The sequence below is a fragment of the Methylolobus aquaticus genome (assembly GCF_054172105.1).
Genome location: NZ_JBSYXP010000010.1, coordinates 117,656 through 134,564 on the forward strand (window position 1 = coordinate 117,656; position 16,909 = coordinate 134,564).

General features: G+C 63.1%; 14 protein-coding genes. 11 read left to right on the top strand and 3 right to left on the bottom strand.

Annotated elements, in window-relative coordinates; all coding sequences use genetic code 11:
- Positions 1-13 precede the first annotated feature (13 nt).
- From ftsH to ACW73L_RS14530, 3 genes are read right to left on the bottom strand one after another with little or no spacing between them, the layout of a single operon-like run.
- The gene (gene ftsH, locus ACW73L_RS14520; protein WP_498922995.1) at positions 14-1,969 is read right to left on the bottom strand and encodes an ATP-dependent zinc metalloprotease FtsH; all 1,956 of its coding nucleotides are present in this window, start codon (positions 1,967-1,969) and stop codon (positions 14-16) included.
- 59 nt (positions 1,970-2,028) lie between these two features.
- Positions 2,029-2,466 (bottom strand): hypothetical protein, encoded by a 438-nt coding sequence (locus ACW73L_RS14525; protein ID WP_498922996.1) that lies wholly within the window; start codon positions 2,464-2,466, stop codon positions 2,029-2,031.
- A 43-nt stretch (positions 2,467-2,509) separates the two neighbouring features.
- A complete protein-coding gene (locus ACW73L_RS14530) occupies positions 2,510-3,967 on the bottom strand; it encodes a TolC family outer membrane protein (RefSeq protein WP_498922997.1) in 1,458 nt (485 codons plus the stop codon).
- A 778-nt stretch (positions 3,968-4,745) separates the two neighbouring features.
- On the opposite strand from ACW73L_RS14530, the gene ACW73L_RS14535 reads away from it, so the two are divergent.
- The 11 genes from ACW73L_RS14535 (at position 4,746) to rimM (ending at position 16,905) form a co-directional block, all read left to right on the top strand.
- A complete protein-coding gene (locus tag ACW73L_RS14535; RefSeq protein ID WP_498922999.1) occupies positions 4,746-5,993 on the top strand; it encodes an ABC transporter substrate-binding protein in 1,248 nt (415 codons plus the stop codon).
- Positions 5,994-6,024: 31 nt separating this feature from the next.
- Positions 6,025-6,972, top strand: coding sequence for a PQQ-dependent catabolism-associated beta-propeller protein (locus tag ACW73L_RS14540; RefSeq protein WP_498923116.1), 948 nt, complete (start codon positions 6,025-6,027; stop codon positions 6,970-6,972).
- Positions 6,973-6,980: 8 nt separating this feature from the next.
- Positions 6,981-7,718, top strand: a complete 738-nt coding sequence (locus tag ACW73L_RS14545; RefSeq protein WP_498923001.1) for an ABC transporter ATP-binding protein — start codon at positions 6,981-6,983, stop codon at positions 7,716-7,718.
- Positions 7,715-8,521, top strand: a complete 807-nt coding sequence (locus tag ACW73L_RS14550; RefSeq protein ID WP_498923003.1) for an ABC transporter permease — start codon at positions 7,715-7,717, stop codon at positions 8,519-8,521. Before ACW73L_RS14545 ends, ACW73L_RS14550 begins: the two co-directional genes overlap by 4 nt.
- Positions 8,518-9,600: a dTDP-glucose 4,6-dehydratase gene (rfbB, locus tag ACW73L_RS14555; protein WP_498923005.1), complete on the top strand. Its 1,083-nt coding sequence runs from the start codon at positions 8,518-8,520 to the stop codon at positions 9,598-9,600. The genes ACW73L_RS14550 and rfbB overlap by 4 nt, the downstream gene beginning before the upstream one ends.
- Positions 9,597-10,484 carry a glucose-1-phosphate thymidylyltransferase RfbA gene (rfbA, locus tag ACW73L_RS14560; RefSeq protein WP_498923007.1) on the top strand — a complete coding sequence of 296 codons (888 nt, stop codon included), beginning with the start codon at positions 9,597-9,599 and terminating at the stop codon, positions 10,482-10,484. Before rfbB ends, rfbA begins: the two co-directional genes overlap by 4 nt.
- On the top strand, positions 10,481-11,041 hold the full coding sequence (gene rfbC, locus ACW73L_RS14565; RefSeq protein ID WP_498923009.1) for a dTDP-4-dehydrorhamnose 3,5-epimerase: 561 nt from the start codon (positions 10,481-10,483) through the stop codon (positions 11,039-11,041). The genes rfbA and rfbC overlap by 4 nt, the downstream gene beginning before the upstream one ends.
- Positions 11,038-11,952: a dTDP-4-dehydrorhamnose reductase gene (gene rfbD, locus ACW73L_RS14570; RefSeq protein ID WP_498923011.1), complete on the top strand. Its 915-nt coding sequence runs from the start codon at positions 11,038-11,040 to the stop codon at positions 11,950-11,952. The genes rfbC and rfbD overlap by 4 nt, the downstream gene beginning before the upstream one ends.
- A 203-nt stretch (positions 11,953-12,155) precedes the next feature.
- Positions 12,156-15,650, top strand: a complete 3,495-nt coding sequence (gene dnaE, locus ACW73L_RS14575) for a DNA polymerase III subunit alpha (protein ID WP_498923012.1) — start codon at positions 12,156-12,158, stop codon at positions 15,648-15,650.
- A gap of 455 nt (positions 15,651-16,105) precedes the next feature.
- Positions 16,106-16,366 carry a 30S ribosomal protein S16 gene (gene rpsP, locus ACW73L_RS14580; RefSeq protein WP_129884151.1) on the top strand — a complete coding sequence of 87 codons (261 nt, stop codon included), beginning with the start codon at positions 16,106-16,108 and terminating at the stop codon, positions 16,364-16,366.
- Positions 16,367-16,401: 35 nt separating this feature from the next.
- Complete coding sequence (rimM, locus tag ACW73L_RS14585) at positions 16,402-16,905, top strand: ribosome maturation factor RimM (protein ID WP_498923015.1); 504 nt, start codon at positions 16,402-16,404, stop codon at positions 16,903-16,905.
- Positions 16,906-16,909 lie beyond the last annotated feature (4 nt).

Sequence of the window (16,909 nt, forward strand, 5' to 3'; positions counted from 1 at the left end):
GTACTATGCGCCATCAAGTGGAAGTCGTCCGACCATCCTCGGACTTTACCGAGCTTTCCGACAGTGATCGGATCTCGTCGCCACTGACGACTTCCTTCTGCTGCAACAACGCCGCGACACGGTCCAGCGTCGCGCGGTGTTCGGTCAGTATCGCGCGGGCCCGGTCCTGCCCTTCCTCGACCAGACTCTTTGCTTCGCGATCGATCGCGCGGGCCGTCTCCTCGCTGAAGTTCCGTTCCTCGGCACCCTCGACATCCAGGTAGGCCAGCCTCTGGCGCCGTCCGAAGGTCAGGGGGCCGAGCGCTTGGCTCATGCCGAGTTGACAGATCATCACGCGCGCGATTTCCGAGGCTTTCTCGAGATCGTTTTGTGCTCCGCTCGATACTTCGCCCAGGGCGATCTCCTCCGCGGTTCGTCCGCCGAGCAGAATTGCGATCTGGTCTTTCAGTTCCTGTGCGGTGGACAGAAACTTCTCCTCGACCGGAAGCTGCAGCGTGTAGCCGAGCGCGGCGGCGCCGCGCGGAATGATCGAGACCTTGTGCACCGGTTCGCCGGTCGGAACGTGGAGTGCGACCAGCGCGTGGCCGGACTCGTGATACGCCACGCGGCGTTTCTCGCGTGGGTTGAGCACGCGGCTTTTCTTCTCCGGCCCGGCCAGCACTCGGTCGATGGCAGCTTCGAAGTGGCGCATGCCCACATGCGGCGCATCATCGCGCACCGCGATGATGGCGGCCTCGTTCGCGATGTTGGCCAGGTCGGCGCCGACCAGTCCCGGCGTGCGCTGGGCAACGATCATCAGGTCGACGTCGGCGCTGAGAGTCATTGTCGCCGTGTGCAGCTTCAGGATCGCGTGGCGGTCTTCAAGCCCCGGTTTGTCCACGACGATTTGCCGGTCGAAGCGTCCGGAACGCAGCAGCGCCTTGTCCAGGATTTCCGGGCGGTTGGTTGCGGCCATCACGACGACCCCGACCGAAGGGTCGAAACCATCCATCTCGGTCAGCAACTGATTCAGGGTTTGCTCGCGCTCATCGTGTCCGCCCATGATCGCGGGTCCGCCGCGCGAACGCCCGATTGCATCGAGTTCGTCGATGAAGATGATGCAAGGCGCCTTTTGCCGGGCCTGCTCGAAAAGGTCTCGAGTGCGCGCAGCGCCCACACCGACGAAGAGTTCGATGAACTCCGAGCCGCTGATATTGAAGAACGGAACGCCCGCTTCGCCGGCCACGGCACGGGCCAGCAAGGTCTTGCCGGTCCCGGGCGGGCCGACCAGCAGCAGGCCCTTGGGCATCCGTCCGCCCAGCCGCTGAATGCGGGCAGGCTCGCGCAAGAATTCGATGGTCTCCTTGAGTTCCTGTTTGGCTTCCTCGGCTCCGGCTACATCCCGAAAGGTTGCCTTCGGTGTCGTGTCGGCCTGGATACGGAAGCGATCACGGCCGAAGCTCATCAGTCCGCGCCCGCCCATCGTTCGGCGCGCCATCCAGTTCCAGATCATGACAATGAACAGGATGGGCAGGACCCAGTTGAACAGGAAATTTCCCAGCCAATTCTCGCCATGGCGGACATCGTAGGTTACGCCCTTCCGACGCAAATGCTCCGCCAACTCGTTGTTCCACATCGGTACCGTCAGGAAGGGTTGCGGCTCGGAGTCGCCGGCCTCCGGTTGGCGCAGCCCCGTGATGAGTTGGTCGGTGACCGTCAGACGCTCGATCTTGCCCTCGTCAACGAGTTGCAGGAATTCGCTGTAAGGGATTTCCTCCTCGCGCAACTGCTGCGCCCCCTGAAACAGGTAGAGCAGGGCGAGCGCCAGCAGAACGTAGACGATGACGGGATTCCGCCGCGGAGCAGCCGGATTGCCGCCGGCAGGTGTGTCGGCGCGGAGCCGGGAGGCCTCGCGCGCGGCATGGCGCTTGGCTTTGTTGGCGAAGCGGGCGAGGGCATCCCACCAAGAGTCGTTTGACTTTTTGTCCATGGCACACCATCCAGCGCGACGGCGCTAGCAGACGGAAACCGGCCGGACGGCCGGGCCCGTCACAGGTTTTCGGAACCGAGCTTGCGGGATTGGGACCAGAAGAACAGCACGTGCGACATACCCACGTAGAAGGCGGCGATGGAGCACCAGTTGTTGACCGGAATCCCGTTCACGCGGCCATAGTACTGCAACCCGCCGCTTACGAGCATGAACAGCAACCCCATCAGCAGGGCCTCCCTGGACTCGTTGCGGGTGTAGCGTGTGAACCACAGGATCACCTGGTTGATCGCCAGGATCAGGGCCGCGAAGAGCAGATTGTTGCGAAGCGGGCCGAACAAGTCTTCGGCGTCGGGCACGATGAACTCGGGGCGATTGAAGATCAGGATGCCGCCGGCGATGGACAGCCAGACCGACAGGTAAAAGTTGAAGCGGGCGAAGTTATCCATGACCTGGTCACATTCGATCGAGGGCGGGCCGATGCTTCCGGGCTTCGGCATCGGTTGCTGCGACGTGCCGGGACGCGAGCGGCAAAAAGCCCATTTATCGGCGTGGCGTCCTGAGTCCCGGCGGCGCCGCTTGCATATCGGACTGCGGCGGTCCCTCGGGGTTCCTGTCATCGTAGACGCTTGGGTCCCCGGTGTCACCCAGCGCGTCGCTCAAAGGATCGCGGATGTGCTCCGCGGTAAGCCAGCGGTTCAGGATCTCGACGTCCTCGCGACTGAGCATGCTCGCGGCCTGCTTCAGATTGAGACTGTTGACGATGTAGTCGTACACCGCTTTGGCGTAGTCGCGTTTGTTGGCGAACAGATTTCTCAACACGACCAGGACATCGACCATGGTGCGGGTGCCGACTTCGAAGCCGGCCTGCTCGGCCTCCAGTGCCAGCCGTGTCGACGCGATGGCGGTTTTCAGCGCGTTCACCTGTCCGATCGAAGCGATCACGGTCCGAAACGAGTTCTTGACCTGCACCTTCGTCGCGCGGCGCTGGACGTCGAGCTTTTCCATGGCCTCCTCGTACTGAAAGCGGGCCTGATCGACGCGGGCGTTCACTCCGCCGCCCTCGAAAATCGGGATGGTCAGTTCCGCCCCGAGCAGTTGGCTTTGGGTCGAAATGCCGTTCGGGCGATTGGTGCTGAGGAAATTGGCATTGCCAACCAGATCGAGCGAGGGCATGTGGCCGGCGAACTGCAGGTCGATGCCCTTTTTCGCGAGGTCGGCCTGATTGGTGGAAGCGATGATCAGCAGGTTGTTCTGTTGCCCGAGTTCGTGCCACTTGTCGATATTGTCGGGGTTGGGCCGCTCGAACGGGATGTTGTCCTTCAGGCGGTCGAGGTCGCCCTCGTATTCCCCGATGATCTGCTTCAACGCTTCCCGCGCATTCTCCCACTCGTTTTCTGCCGCGATCACGCGGGCTTCGACCTGGTCGGCAGCGGACTCGGCGACCTTGACGTCGGTGATGGCGATCAGGCCAACCTCGAAACGCGCCTTGGCCTGCTCGTACTGGCGTTCGGTGGCGACGTTCTCGGCCTGAGCGAAACTCAGGTTGGCCTCGGCCAGCAGTACGTCGAAATAGGCCCGCGAGGCGCGGAACGTGACGTCCTGTTCCGCCGCTGCATACTGCGCTTCCGCTGCGGCAATCTGGTTGTCCGCCTGACTCAGCTGCACCCATAACTCGTGCCGGTAGATGGGCTGGTTCAGGTTGACGTCCATCGTGTTGTCCCAGAAAAACACATCCTGACCGCGCTGGGCCACGATGGGCGTCGATTTCACCAGCACGTGGTTGCGGTTCATGCGGCCCCGGAATGACAGGTTGGGCAGCAACTGGGCGATCGCGATGGGCTTGGTCTGCAGGATGGCATTGCGGTTCGCTTCCGCGGCATGGAATTCGGGATCGCGTTCGAGCGCCATCTCATAGGTCTTCAACAAGTCCATGGCGCCTGCGCCCGGTGCGGACAGCAGCCAGCCGACCAGAAGCAGACGTCGTCGGGTCCTAGACATTAATGCTCTGCGGAGTTTGGAGACGGCCATTGTAGCTCCCCCAGTTTTTGACGGGGGCGCCGTAGGGTTCGAGGAAGCCTGAAATCATCCGCGGTCCGCCAGCCAAGCCACAGCGGAAACGTCTCGGGATGTTCCGGACAATAACTGCGCCAGCCGATGCCGCGGGATCGAGGCACCAGTCCGATGCATCCCAGGGGCAACGCGGCAGCAGCACCGATCAACATGCGGTGCCTGCGAAAGCCAGTGCCGCGCGACTACAGGGCCGTCGAATTTTTCCGACGGCCGCAGCATAACACCCCACGGAGCGACGATGTGGCCACGATCGCCGGCAGGGAGAGTGCATGACCGCGAGAATCATCCCACGTTTCCCTCCCGGGTTTCCTGTGACAGCCCATTTGGTCTTCGTGGGTCGCATCAGGAACCGGACCCTTCGCTAAGCTCCGCGCTCAAATACTTGAGCGGGCCATCCGGTTGGCTGCAGCACTGCCTGCGGTGAATCGGATTGAGCTTCCTCTAGAAGGTCTGACGGGTGGCTCCCCGGTGTTCCGCAGACTTCGATCTTGGCCACGCAAGGATTCCTGCGAGCGGGGCACCTTCCTCCGAAGCTGATCTGCTATGATTGCGCGGCTTCCGACATGCGCCAACCGCCACCGAGAATTGTCCTGGGATACGTTACGTGGCTGACGACTTTCAAGCTGTAAGCCGTGAGCCGGGGATGGACCGCCCGACGGCAGCTTACCGCAGCGCGCCATGCCCCCGGGCGAGTGGATTAGCGGTTTTGCGAACGCGGGTGTTCCAAGGCCTGCTGGTGGCTGTCTCGGTCGTGCTATTACTCGGCCCTGCCGATGGCGCGTGGGCTCGCAAGCGCGATGCCGCGGACAAGAGGGCCAGTGCCGCCAAAGCGCCGGCGCAAGCCGCCCAGCCCGCCGTTGTCGTCAAACTCGGGTTTCTAACCGCATCTGTGACCGAAGGCGTGGGGCCTTTTTTTGACCCAATTCCGCCCGATCTAGGCGTGCAGGGCGCCCGGCTCGCGATCGGCGACAACAACACCACCGGTCAATTCACCGGTCAGCGCTTCGAGTTGACCGAAGTCGTGCTGGAGGCGCAGGCGGACCCGCTACCGGCTTTCGACAATCTCTTGAAGCAGGGGATCGAACACGTTCTGGTCAATCTGCCGGCCGACCAGCTCGTGGCATTGCAGCGCTCCGTCGGGTCTCGGCCGGTGCTGCTGTTCGACGTCGGTGCGCGCGACGACCGGTTGCGGGCCGAGGATTGCGCCGGCGATGTTCTGCATACCCTTCCCAGCCATGCGATGCTGGCCGATGCGCTGGGCCAGTATCTGCTGCAGAAGCGCTGGATGAAGTGGTTTCTGGTGGTCGGGTCGGCGCCGGGCGATGCGTTGTTCGCCGCTGCGGTCGAGCGCTCGGCCAAGCGTTTCGGTGCCAAGGTCGTCGCGCGCAAGCCGTGGGAACATAGTTTCGACGATCGCCGCACTCCCGCCTCCGAGGTACCGGTGTTCACGCAGGGTGTGGATTACGACGTGCTGGTCGTCGCGGACGAGCAGGGCGCATTTGGCGAAGAGCTGTCCTACCGCACGTGGCTGCCACGTCCGGTCGTTGGCACGCAAGGGCTGGTGGCGGCGGGGTGGCACCCGGTGCACGAGGCGTGGGGAGCGATCCAGTTGCAGAACCGTTTCCGCGAAAAAGCCGGACGGGGTATGCGTGAAGTCGACTACGGTGCCTGGCTGGCGGTACGCGCCATCGGCGAAGCCGCGACCCGTGTGCGCAGCGTGCAGTTTGCTGCAATCCGCGATTATGTGTTGAGCGATACGTTCGCCTTGGCCGGCTTCAAGGGTGTCCCGCTGTCGTTCCGCTCCTGGGATCGGCAATTGCGCCAGCCGGTGCTGCTGGCCCAACCGCGAGCCCTCGTGGCGGTGGCCCCGGTCGAAGGCATCATTCACCCGAAAAATGAATTGGACACACTGGGCTACGATGAAAGTGAATCAGGTTGCCGCTTGTCGCGGTGATTGGAGGCCAGCGCCTGAGGTCACCGCGGCGCTGGTATTGTTGAGTCTACTGTCGGGCGGCACCCCGGCCGCTGCGGATACGCTGTACGTGACATTAGAGAAAGACAACGCGTTGGCGGTCGTGGACGGTGCAGCCGGCAAGCTCGTCAGGACGGCCAAGATCGGCAAGCGCCCCCGCGGTATCGTGCTGAGCCGCGATGGGCGGCAGCTCTACGTCGCGACGAGCGACGACGACGTCATTCAGATCATCGATGCCGACACCTTGCGAAAGGTCGGCACCCTACCCTCGGGCGACGATCCCGAAACCTTCGCCATGGACCCGGAAGGAAAGTTCCTATACGTGTCCAATGAGGACGACAACTTGGTTACGGTGATCGACATCGCCAAACGGGCGAAGGTCAAGAGCATACCGGTCGGAGTGGAACCGGAGGGCATCGCGGTCAGCCCCGACGGTCAGTGGGTCGCCAGCACCAGCGAGACGACCAACATGGTCCACTGGATCGACCGAGCCAAGCTCGAGGTCGTCGACAATACGCTGGTGGACCCTCGCCCGCGCGCCGCCTCGTTCACGGCCGACTCGAAGCAACTGTGGGTGACGTCGGAGATTGCCGGGGTGCTGCTGGTCCTTGACGTCGCGACGCGACAGGTGATCAAGCGCATCGGCTTCAAGGTTCCGGGCGTGACGGCCGAGAAGATCCAGCCCGTGGGCATTCGGATCGATCCCAAGCGCCGCTATGGGTACGTTGCGCTCGGACCGGCCAACCGGGTGGCCGTGATCGATGCGGAAAAGCTCGAAGTGGTCGATTATCTGCTGGTCGGTCAGCGGGTGTGGAACCTGGAGTTCTCGCCCGATTACACGCGCCTCTATACGACGAACGGCGTCAGCAATGATATCTCGCTGATCGAACTGCCCGAACACCGGGTGACCAAGTCGGTCGCCGTCGGCAACTATCCCTGGGGGGTCGTGGCGCGGCCGTGAGTGATTCCATGTCGCTATCGCCCGTTCTTGCCGTCGCCGGCGTTGCCTACGCCTATGGCGCGAGGCGCGCACTGGACGCGGTCTCGTTTGAGGTACAGAAAGGACGGTGCGCTTTTTTGCTGGGGCCGAACGGCGCTGGCAAGACCACACTGTTTTCGCTGATCACCCGCCTTTACGATGCGCCCGAAGGTCGCATCGAGATCGCCGGTTTTGATTTGCGGCGCCGCTCGTCACAGGCGCTGGCCCGTCTTGGTGTCGTGTTTCAGCAGCCGACGCTCGACCTGGATCTGACGGTCATGCAGAACCTCCGCTATCACGCCGCGCTGCACGGGCTCGGCGGGCGCGAGGCGGAAGTTCGGATCGAGGCGGAGCTGAGTCGGCAGGCGATGTACGAACGGCGGTTCGAACCGGTGCGTCAGCTCAACGGCGGTCATCGGCGGCGGGTCGAGATTGCCCGGGCGCTGCTGCATCGGCCCGAATTGCTCCTGCTCGACGAACCGACCGTCGGACTCGACGTCCCGAGCCGCCTGGCCATTGTGGACTATGTCCACCAACTGTGTGAGGAAGGGCGGATCGCGGTGCTGTGGGCCACGCATCTGATCGACGAGATCCGCGACCACGACCAACTGGTGATACTGCATCGCGGCCGTATACGCGCCTCGGGTTCGGTAGCCGAAGTGCTGGCGGGGGCTGGCGCCGCCGATGTCGGTGCCGCATTTCACCTGTACACCGAGACCAAGACATGAGGACGATGCACGCCTGGCGAGCGATGAGCGGCATCGTGCTGCGCGAACTGTATCGCTTCGTGCGGCAGCGGGAGCGGTTCTTTTCGGCGCTGGTGCGGCCGCTGGTGTGGCTGTTCATCTTTGCCGCCGGTTTCCGTTCGACACTCGGGGTCGCCATCACTCCACCGTATGAAACCTATATCGCCTACGAGGTTTACATCACGCCCGGCCTGCTTGGCATGATCCAGTTGTTTAACGGCATGCAGAGTTCCTTGTCTATGGTTTACGACCGGGAAATGGGCAGCATGAAGACGCTGCTGGTCAGTCCGCTGCCGCGCTGGTTCCTGCTGACCTCGAAGCTGCTGGGCGGCGTCATGGTCTCGCTGCTGCAATGCTACGTGTTCCTTGGGGTCGCCTGGATCTATGGCGTGCAGGCGCCCTGGGCCGGTTATCTGTGGGTGCTGCCGGCGCTGATCCTGTCGGGCATGATGTTGGGCGCGCTCGGCCTGCTGTTGTCGTCGTTCATCGAGCAACTCGAGAACTTCGCGGGTGTCATGAACTTTGTGATTTTCCCGATGTTCTTCCTGTCCACGGCGCTGTACCCCCTCTGGAAGCTGCAGGAATCGAGCCCGTTGCTGACCACCCTGGCGCGCTACAACCCCTTCTCGCAGGCGGTCGAGCTGGTCCGCTACGCCCTGTACGGCCAGTTCAACCTGCAGGCCTGTTTGTATACCGGCGTGGCGCTGGCCGTGTTCCTGGGGGTTGCGATTATTGGGTACAATCCTTCACGCGGAATGATGCAGAAAAAGGGGTCGAGGTTATGAACGGCAAGAAGACGATCCTGGTCACCGGCGGAGCCGGTTTCATCGGTGCCAACTTCGTGTTGCGGCAGATGGCGCGGGGCAATATCGAAGTGGTCAACCTCGACGCGCTGACCTACGCCGGCAATCTCGATACGGTCGACAGCCTGGACGACAACCCGAACCACGTCTTCGTGCTGGGGTCGATCGGTGACCGTGAACTGGTGGCCTATCTGCTCGACCGCTATGAGCCGTCGGCCATCGTGAATTTTGCCGCGGAAAGCCACGTCGACCGCTCGATCGATTCCCCCGAAGCGTTCGTACAAACCAACGTCGTCGGTACCTTTCAGCTGCTGGAGTCGGCCCGCCACTACTGGCGCGGGCTGGAGCCGGACGCCCGCGCGGCATTTCGGTTCCTGCACGTCTCGACCGACGAAGTCTACGGGTCGCTGGGCACTGAAGGCTTGTTCACCGAGGAGACGCCCTACCGGCCGAACTCACCTTACTCGGCCTCAAAAGCCAGCTCCGACCATCTGGTACGCGCCTATTTTCATACCTACGGCCTGCCGGTGCTGACCACGAACTGCTCGAACAACTACGGTCCGTACCAGTTTCCCGAGAAGCTGATCCCGCTGATGATTCTCAACGCACTCGCCGGGAAGCCGCTGCCGGTGTACGGCACGGGTGCCAACGTGCGCGACTGGCTTTACGTGGAGGATCATTGCCGGGCCATCGAGCGCGTGCTCGAGCGCGGCGAACCGGGCGAAGTGTATAACGTCGGTGGCAACAACGAGCAGAGCAATCTGCAACTGGTCAAGGCGCTGTGTTCCCTGTTGGACGAACTGTGCCCGGATTCGCCTCATCGCCCCCATGAACGCCTGATTAAATTCGTCCCTGACCGCCCGGGTCATGACCTCCGCTATGCCATCGACGCGACCAAGATCCGGACGCAACTCAGCTGGGAACCGCAAGAGAACCTGGCTTCGGGCCTGCGCAAGACCGTGCGCTGGTATCTCGACAACAGCGAATGGTGCGAGCGGGTGACCAGCGGCGAATACTGTGGGGAGCGACTGGGTCTGGCAGTGGAGGAGAACGCGGCGTGAGTGATGTCAAGGGACTGATTCTGGCCGGCGGATCCGGTACGCGGCTGCATCCGCTCACGCACGTGATGAGCAAGCAGCTCCTTCCTGTCTATGACAAGCCCATGATCTACTACCCCTTGTCGGTGTTGATGCTCGCCGGCATCCGGGAAGTGCTGGTGATCACGACACCGCAGGACGCGGATCTGTTCGTGAAGCTCCTGGGCGACGGTCAGCGCTGGGGCATGTCGATCGAGTATGCCACCCAGCCGGCGCCGGAGGGATTGGCGCAGGCCTTCGTCATCGGCCGTCAGTTCATAGGAAACCGCCGTAGCTCGCTGATTCTGGGTGACAACATTTTCTTCGGGCATGGCCTCGCGGACCACCTCGGCAGCGCGGTTGGGAACCAACAAGGTGCGACGGTGTTCGGTTACTGGGTACGCGATCCGGAACGCTACGGCGTGGCGGCATTCAACGACCAAGGACGGGTGATCGACCTCGAGGAGAAGCCGCTTAAGCCGAAATCGAATTATGCGATCACCGGGCTGTATTTCTATGACCAGCAGGTGGTCGACATCGTCCGCGAGTTGAAGCCGTCGGCCCGCGGCGAGTACGAGATTACCGACGTCAATCGTCGCTATCTCGAATTGGGACAGCTTGATCTCGTGAAGCTCGGTCGTGGTACGGCCTGGCTCGACACCGGCACTCACGCATCGCTGCTGCAGGCGTCAAACTTCATCCAGACGATCGAGGAAAGGCAAGGGCTCAAGATCTGTTGTCCGGAGGAGATTGCCTACGCGCAGGGCTGGATCAACGACGCCGAACTCGAAGCGCTGGCGCATCCGGTGCGCAAAAGTGGCTACGGGGATTATCTGCTGAGCCTGCTCGAAACCGGGCGTCCGACATGAAGGTCGAGGCGACTGCATTACCGGGCGTCCTGCTGATCGAGCCGCGAGTGTTCGGCGACAGCCGCGGGTATTTCTTCGAATCCTGGAACCGAGAGCGCTATCGGCAACAGGGGCTGGACACAGAGTTCGTCCAGGACAACCTGTCCTACTCGGAGCGGGGCGTCCTGCGCGGCCTGCACTGCCAGCAGCCGCATGGACAGGGCAAGCTCGTGCAAGTGCTCGAAGGCGAAGTTTTCGACGTCGCGGTCGACATTCGGCGCGGCTCGCCGACCTTCGGCAAGTCCGTGTCCGTCTACCTATCGGCCGAAAACCGGCGCCAGCTATATATCCCGCCCGGCTTCGCGCACGGTTTCGGGGTGACCAGCCCGCACGCGCTGTTCAGCTACAAGTGCACCGATGCGTACCATCCGGAATGCGAGTTCACGGTACTGTGGAACGACCCCGCGCTCGCACTGGAGTGGCCCATCGCTAACCCCAGTCTTTCGGACAAGGACGTCAAGGGCCTGCGTTTGCAGGACATTCCTCCCGACCGGCTGCCGGTGTATGTAGCCCCATGAAGATACTTCTGCTCGGTCGCGAAGGACAGGTCGCCTGGGAACTGCGACGCAGTCTGGCGCCCCTGGGTGAGCTCATCGCCGCTGACCGGCGTACGCCGGGATTAACGGTCGATTTGGCGGATGCCGGCTCGCTGCGTCGCGCCATTGCCGACATGCAGCCCGACCTGATCATCAATGCTGCGGCATACACCGCCGTAGACAAGGCGGAACAGGAGTCGGATCTGGCCTGGCGGATCAATGCCGAGGCCCCCGGCATCATCGCCGCCGAGGCGCGGCGTCTGGGCGCGGGTTTGATCCACTACTCCACGGATTACGTCTTCGGCGGCGGGAGCCTCTCCACGCCTTACCCCGAACACCATATGGCGCAGCCGAAGAGTGTCTACGGAGCCAGCAAACTGGCGGGCGAGCAGGCCATACAGGCCACCGGTGTGCCGCATCTGATCCTCCGGACCGCCTGGGTTTACGGACGCCGCGGCCACAACTTTCTGCTGACCATGCTCCGGCTGTTGCGCGAGCGGGAGCGGGTGACGGTGGTCGACGATCAGTTCGGCGCGCCGACGTGGTCGCGGCATATCGCCGATGTCACGGCCCTGCTGGTGGCCAGTTGCAACCAGGGAGACCGGTTCCTGCCGGGTGAGCGCGCCGGCATCTATCATCTGACCTGTGCCGGCGAGACCTCATGGCACGGATTCGCCGCGCAGATCGCGACTGAAGCCCGCACACGCGGTCTCCTCGGCGATCGTGTGGCGCAGTTGGAGGCGATTCCGACCTCGGGTTACCCAACCGCCGCGCAACGACCGGCTTACTCCGTTCTGGCCAATGAGAAGCTGGCGGCAGCCTTCGGCCTCCGACTGCCAGACTGGCAGGTGGCGCTTCGTCTTTGTCTCGATGATTTCTGCAAGTTGACCTGAGCGCATCCGCGCGACCCGGGCCGGCGATGCGGCCCGACGGGGACGCGCGGGCGACCGCCCGAGAACCGAGCGGCGAAGCCAGGAAGACGCGCCCCCCGCTCAAGCTTTCCGACTCTGCCCATGCCGCCCCGCCGGGGTTATCTGTCCGGGCCGTCCGTGGTCTTCGCGGGGAGCTGAATGATTGACGACGTTTTCCGACGCCTATGCAACCGCGATTCATCCATTTACGCGTCCATACCGAATACTCCCTGAGCGACGGTCTGCCCGGCATCGGGGATCTGGTCGCGCGTGCTGCCGAGCTCGGTATGCCTGCCGTCGCGATCAGCGACCAGTCCAACCTGTTTGCGCTGGTCAAGTTCTACAAGGCGGCGCTCAAACGTGGCGTGAAGCCCATCGTCGGCGCGGATCTCTGGGTCTTGAACGAAGCGGAGCCGGGATCGCCGGACCGGCTGTCGCTGTTCGTGCAGAACGCGACCGGATACCGAAATCTGGTCGAGCTGATCTCAAAGGCGTACCTCGAACATCAGCGCCAGGGCGTCCCCATGCTGATGCCCCAGTGGTTACCGGAGCGCAGCGCAGGTCTGCTGGCGCTTTCCGGCGGGCGTGAGGGTCGCATCGGCCGGCTGCTGCTTTCCGGGAACGTTGGCGAAGCGCGGCGCGAGTTGGTTCATTGGCAAAGCGTGTTTGGCGACCGGTATTACCTTGAACTGCAACGCACTGGGCGCGCGCGGGAGGAGGAGTACATCGAGCATGCGGTGCTGCTCGCCGAGGAGACAGGGGCTCCGGTGGTTGCGACCAACGACGTCCGATTCCTGCAGCGCGGCGACTTCGATGCGCACGAGGCTCGCGTCTGCATCCATCAGGGTCGGGTGCTCGATGACCCACGTCGCCCCCGTGATTACAGTCCGGAACAGTATCTGCGGAGTCCGGACGAGATGGCGGAGCAATTCGCCGATCTCCCGGTCGCACTGGAGAACACGGTCGAGTTTGCCAAGCGTTGCAACCTTGAGCTGACCCTGGGGCAGACTTCGCTGCCGGATTTTCCGGTCCCCGAGGGTATGCATCTGGACGATTATTTCGCCGTGCAGTCGCGCACCGGTCTGGAGCAGCGTCTGGTGTCCGCGGGTATGGTCGACAACGCGGCCACGGCAAAGGTCTATCGCGATCGCCTCGAACTGGAGCTCGCGGTGATTCGCCAGATGGGCTTCCCCGGTTACTTTTTGATCGTGGCCGATTTCATCCAGTGGGCCAAGGGCGAGGGCATTCCGGTCGGTCCCGGGCGCGGCTCCGGCGCTGGTTCGCTGGTCGCCTACGCGCTGCAAATCACTGATCTCGATCCGCTGGAATTCGATCTGCTGTTCGAGCGCTTCCTGAATCCGGAGCGGGTGTCGATGCCCGACTTCGATATCGACTTCTGCATGGAAAGGCGCGACGAGGTCATCGACTATGTCGCGCGCAAGTACGGCCGCGACCGTGTCTCCCAGATCATCACCTACGGCAGTATGGCAGCGAAGGCCGTCGTACGCGATGTTGGACGGGTCCTGGGACACTCCTACGGTTTCGTCGACAAGATCGCGAAGCTGATCCCATTTGAACTCGGTATCACGCTGGACAAGGCCCTGAACGACAGCGAGGACCTCCGGCGCTGGTATGAGAGCGACGAGGAAGTGCGGGCGCTGATCGACCTGGCCAAGTCGCTGGAAGGCTTGACGCGCAATCCGGGCAAGCATGCGGGCGGTCTGGTGATCGCGCCCTCCCGGCTGACCGATTACACGCCGCTCTATTGCGACGCCGGCGGCGACAATCTCGTGACGCAGTTCGACAAGGACGATGTCGAGGCCGTGGGATTGGTGAAGTTCGACTTTCTCGGTCTGCGCACTCTGACCATCATCGACTGGGCGCTGAAGACCATCAACCGGACGCGTGCCGCGCGGGGCGAGTCGCCGGTCGATATCGCTGCGATCCCGCGGGACGATCCGAAGACCTACGAGTTGTTGAAGCGCTACGCGACCACTGCGGTGTTTCAGCTCGAATCGCGCGGCATGAAGGATCTGATCAAGCGCCTACAGCCCGATTGTTTCGAAGACATCGTCGCGCTGGTCGCCTTGTTCCGTCCCGGTCCGTTGCAGTCCGGCATGGTGGATGACTTCATCAACCGCAAGCAGGGGCGCGCCAAGGTCGAGTATCCCCACCCACTGCTCGAGAACATCCTGAAGCCGACCTATGGCGTGATCGTTTATCAGGAGCAGGTCATGCAGATTGCGCAGGTGCTAGCGGGCTACTCACTGGGCGAAGCGGACCTGCTGCGTCGGGCGATGGGCAAGAAGAAGCCCGAGGAGATGGCGAAACAGCGCAGCATCTTCGTCAGCGGTGCGACTGCGCGCGAGGTCGACGAGTCGGTCGCCTCCTTCATCTTCGATCTGATGGAAAAGTTCGCCGAGTACGGCTTCAATAAGTCGCACTCGGCCGCCTATGCGCTGGTGTCCTATCAGACCGCCTGGCTGAAGGCGCACTACCCGGCGGAGTTCATGGCGGCCGTGCTGTCCGCGGACATGGACAACACCGACAAGGTCGTCGTGCTGATCGAGGAATGTCGGCAGATGGGCCTGACCGTCCTCTCGCCAGACGTCAATCGTTCGGAGCACCGTTTTACCGTCAAGGACCCCGGTACGATCCTGTATGGCCTGGGCGCCGTCAAGGGGGTTGGCGCGTCGGCCATCGGCGAGGTCGTCGAGGAACGGGAACGACGCGGGGCCTTCGTCGACCTGGTGGACCTGTGCCGGCGGATCGATTTGCGGAAGGTCAACCGGCGAGTGCTGGAGGCCCTGATCCGTGCCGGGGCGCTCGACAGCGTGGAGGCCAATCGCGCCGCGTTGCTGGCCGCGCTGCCGGAGGCCATGCGGGTGGCGGAGCAGCATCTCGCAATGGACGCCATGGGGCAGGATGACCTGTTCGGTTTGCAGCCCGCTACGGTGGCGGGGACGCCCGCGTTTGCCATAGTCCCGGTCGAGCCATGGTCCGAGCGCGAACGCCTGGCACACGAGAAGTCGACGCTGGGGCTGTATCTGACTGGGCATCCGATCACGGAATATGAGAGCGAACTGGCCGCCATCATCTCCAGCAAACTCGGCGCCGTGAGCCTGGACGGGCACCGTGGGGGCGGGCGCCAGGAACTGCGGGTCGTGGTCGCCGGACTGGTCGTGGAGTTGCGCACCCGGCAGAGCAAAACCGGCAAGCGCATGGCCTTTGCGACGCTGGATGACCGGACGGGCCGTGTGGAAGTGGCCGTGTTCTCGGAGGCTTTCGATCAATCCCGAGAGGCGCTGATCAAGGATGCGCTGGTAGTGGTCGAGGGCACATTGGCGATGGACGACTTCACCGGCCAGACGCGCCTGAGCGCCGAGCGCGTCCATAGCATCGAGGCGGCGCGCGCCCGCTTTGCGCGGCAACTTGTGATCGATTGGCCGGTAGGAGCAGGGGCCGCGCCCGACGCTGAAGCCGGTCGCGTCGGTCAGCTCAGGGCCGTGCTGAAGCCTTTCCAGGGCGGGGGCTGTCCGATCGTGATCGATTACCGTGGGGCAGGAGCGGAAACGCGGCTGCAGCTGGGTGCGGAGTGGCGTGTGCGTCCGGCCGAAGACCTGTTGCAACGCCTGAGGAAGACCCTGGGGCCCGATCGGGTCCGTCTGCTCTATAACTGATCGTCGGGACCCTGCGGCTGGGCTGCGGAGGCCGGAATTTCCAACAGTCGCCGCAGTGAGTCGCGGCGGGTCGGAAAGACCTCACGATCGGCGAGTGAAGAATCTGGTGGACAGACTGTTTTTTTCCTATACACTTTGCGTCGTTTCCAGGGACGGGACGCCAACGAACGTCGCCAAAGAGGAGGAGCGCCCTTGGGGCGTTGTGTGAAAAATAACTACAATGCGTCACCGGTGCTTGCGTCCAGGCACAGGCCATAGCCGGGTACAGAAGAATAAATAGAATCGAAAGCCCGCGTCACGCGGGCTTTTTTACGTCCGTGCACCCGGCAGCTGGAGAGGCTGCTCCAGTGCTGGCAGCTGCGGCGTCGCTTTCGGAGTGGTTGACGCTTCCTTCAAGCCTTCGGCCTGAGTTACAATATTCGGCTTTGTTGCAATACACCTCCCTGGAGGAGTTGATGGTCACGATTCGTTTGTCCCGCGGTGGCGCCAAGAAGCGTCCGTTCTATCATGTCGTCGTCGCCGACAGCCGTTCGCGCCGCGACGGCAAGTACATCGAGCGCATCGGTTTCTTCAACCCGATCGCCCGTGGCGGCGAAGTCCGTTTGAAGATCGACGGAGCGCGCGCGGATTATTGGCTGGGTACGGGTGCAAAGGCCTCCGAGCGTGTCGTGTCCCTGCTCAAGGAAGTCGCTGCGCAGCCGACCGCCGTCGTCTGACGACTCCGCCGGCGTCGTCTGCAACGACCGGACGCGTGAAGTCACGTGTCGTCATCGGTGCCGTGGCGGGCAGTTATGGCGTCAGGGGGTGGGTCAAAGTCCGCTCCTTCACCGATCCCCCGCAGAACATCTTGCGCTACCAGCCGTGGTGGCTTGAAGGCAAGGGCGTGACGCGCGCCTGCGAAGTGTTGCAGGGCAAGCCGCAGGGACACGGGTTCGTCGTGGCGGCCGTGCAGGGCATCGAGACGCCGGAAGAGGCGCAGTTATTGAAGGGCTGCCAGGTCACCGTCGATCGAGCGTGCTTTCCGCCGCCGGCTGCCGGCGAATACTATCAGGTCGACCTGTTGGGGTTGACCGTGCGCAACCTCGATGGTTGCGTACTCGGTACGGTCAATGAAGTGCTCGAAACCGGTGCCAACGATGTGCTCGTGGTATCCGGAGAACGGGAGCGGCTGATCCCCTTCGTGCAGCCCGACACCGTTCGTTCGGTCGACCTGGATGGCGGACTGATCGAGGTTGATTGGGACGAAGATTTCTAGCGCT

Coding starts and splice junctions, on each gene's coding strand:
- ftsH (WP_498922995.1), bottom strand. CDS start 1,969: ATGGACAAAAAGTCAAACGACTCTTGGTGGGATGCCCTCGCCCGCTTC.
- ACW73L_RS14525 (WP_498922996.1), bottom strand. CDS start 2,466: ATGCCGAAGCCCGGAAGCATCGGCCCGCCCTCGATCGAATGTGACCAG.
- ACW73L_RS14530 (WP_498922997.1), bottom strand. CDS start 3,967: ATGTCTAGGACCCGACGACGTCTGCTTCTGGTCGGCTGGCTGCTGTCC.
- ACW73L_RS14545 (WP_498923001.1), top strand. CDS start 6,981: ATGTCGCTATCGCCCGTTCTTGCCGTCGCCGGCGTTGCCTACGCCTAT.
- ACW73L_RS14550 (WP_498923003.1), top strand. CDS start 7,715: ATGAGGACGATGCACGCCTGGCGAGCGATGAGCGGCATCGTGCTGCGC.
- rfbB (WP_498923005.1), top strand. CDS start 8,518: ATGAACGGCAAGAAGACGATCCTGGTCACCGGCGGAGCCGGTTTCATC.
- rfbC (WP_498923009.1), top strand. CDS start 10,481: ATGAAGGTCGAGGCGACTGCATTACCGGGCGTCCTGCTGATCGAGCCG.
- rfbD (WP_498923011.1), top strand. CDS start 11,038: ATGAAGATACTTCTGCTCGGTCGCGAAGGACAGGTCGCCTGGGAACTG.
- dnaE (WP_498923012.1), top strand. CDS start 12,156: ATGCAACCGCGATTCATCCATTTACGCGTCCATACCGAATACTCCCTG.
- rpsP (WP_129884151.1), top strand. CDS start 16,106: ATGGTCACGATTCGTTTGTCCCGCGGTGGCGCCAAGAAGCGTCCGTTC.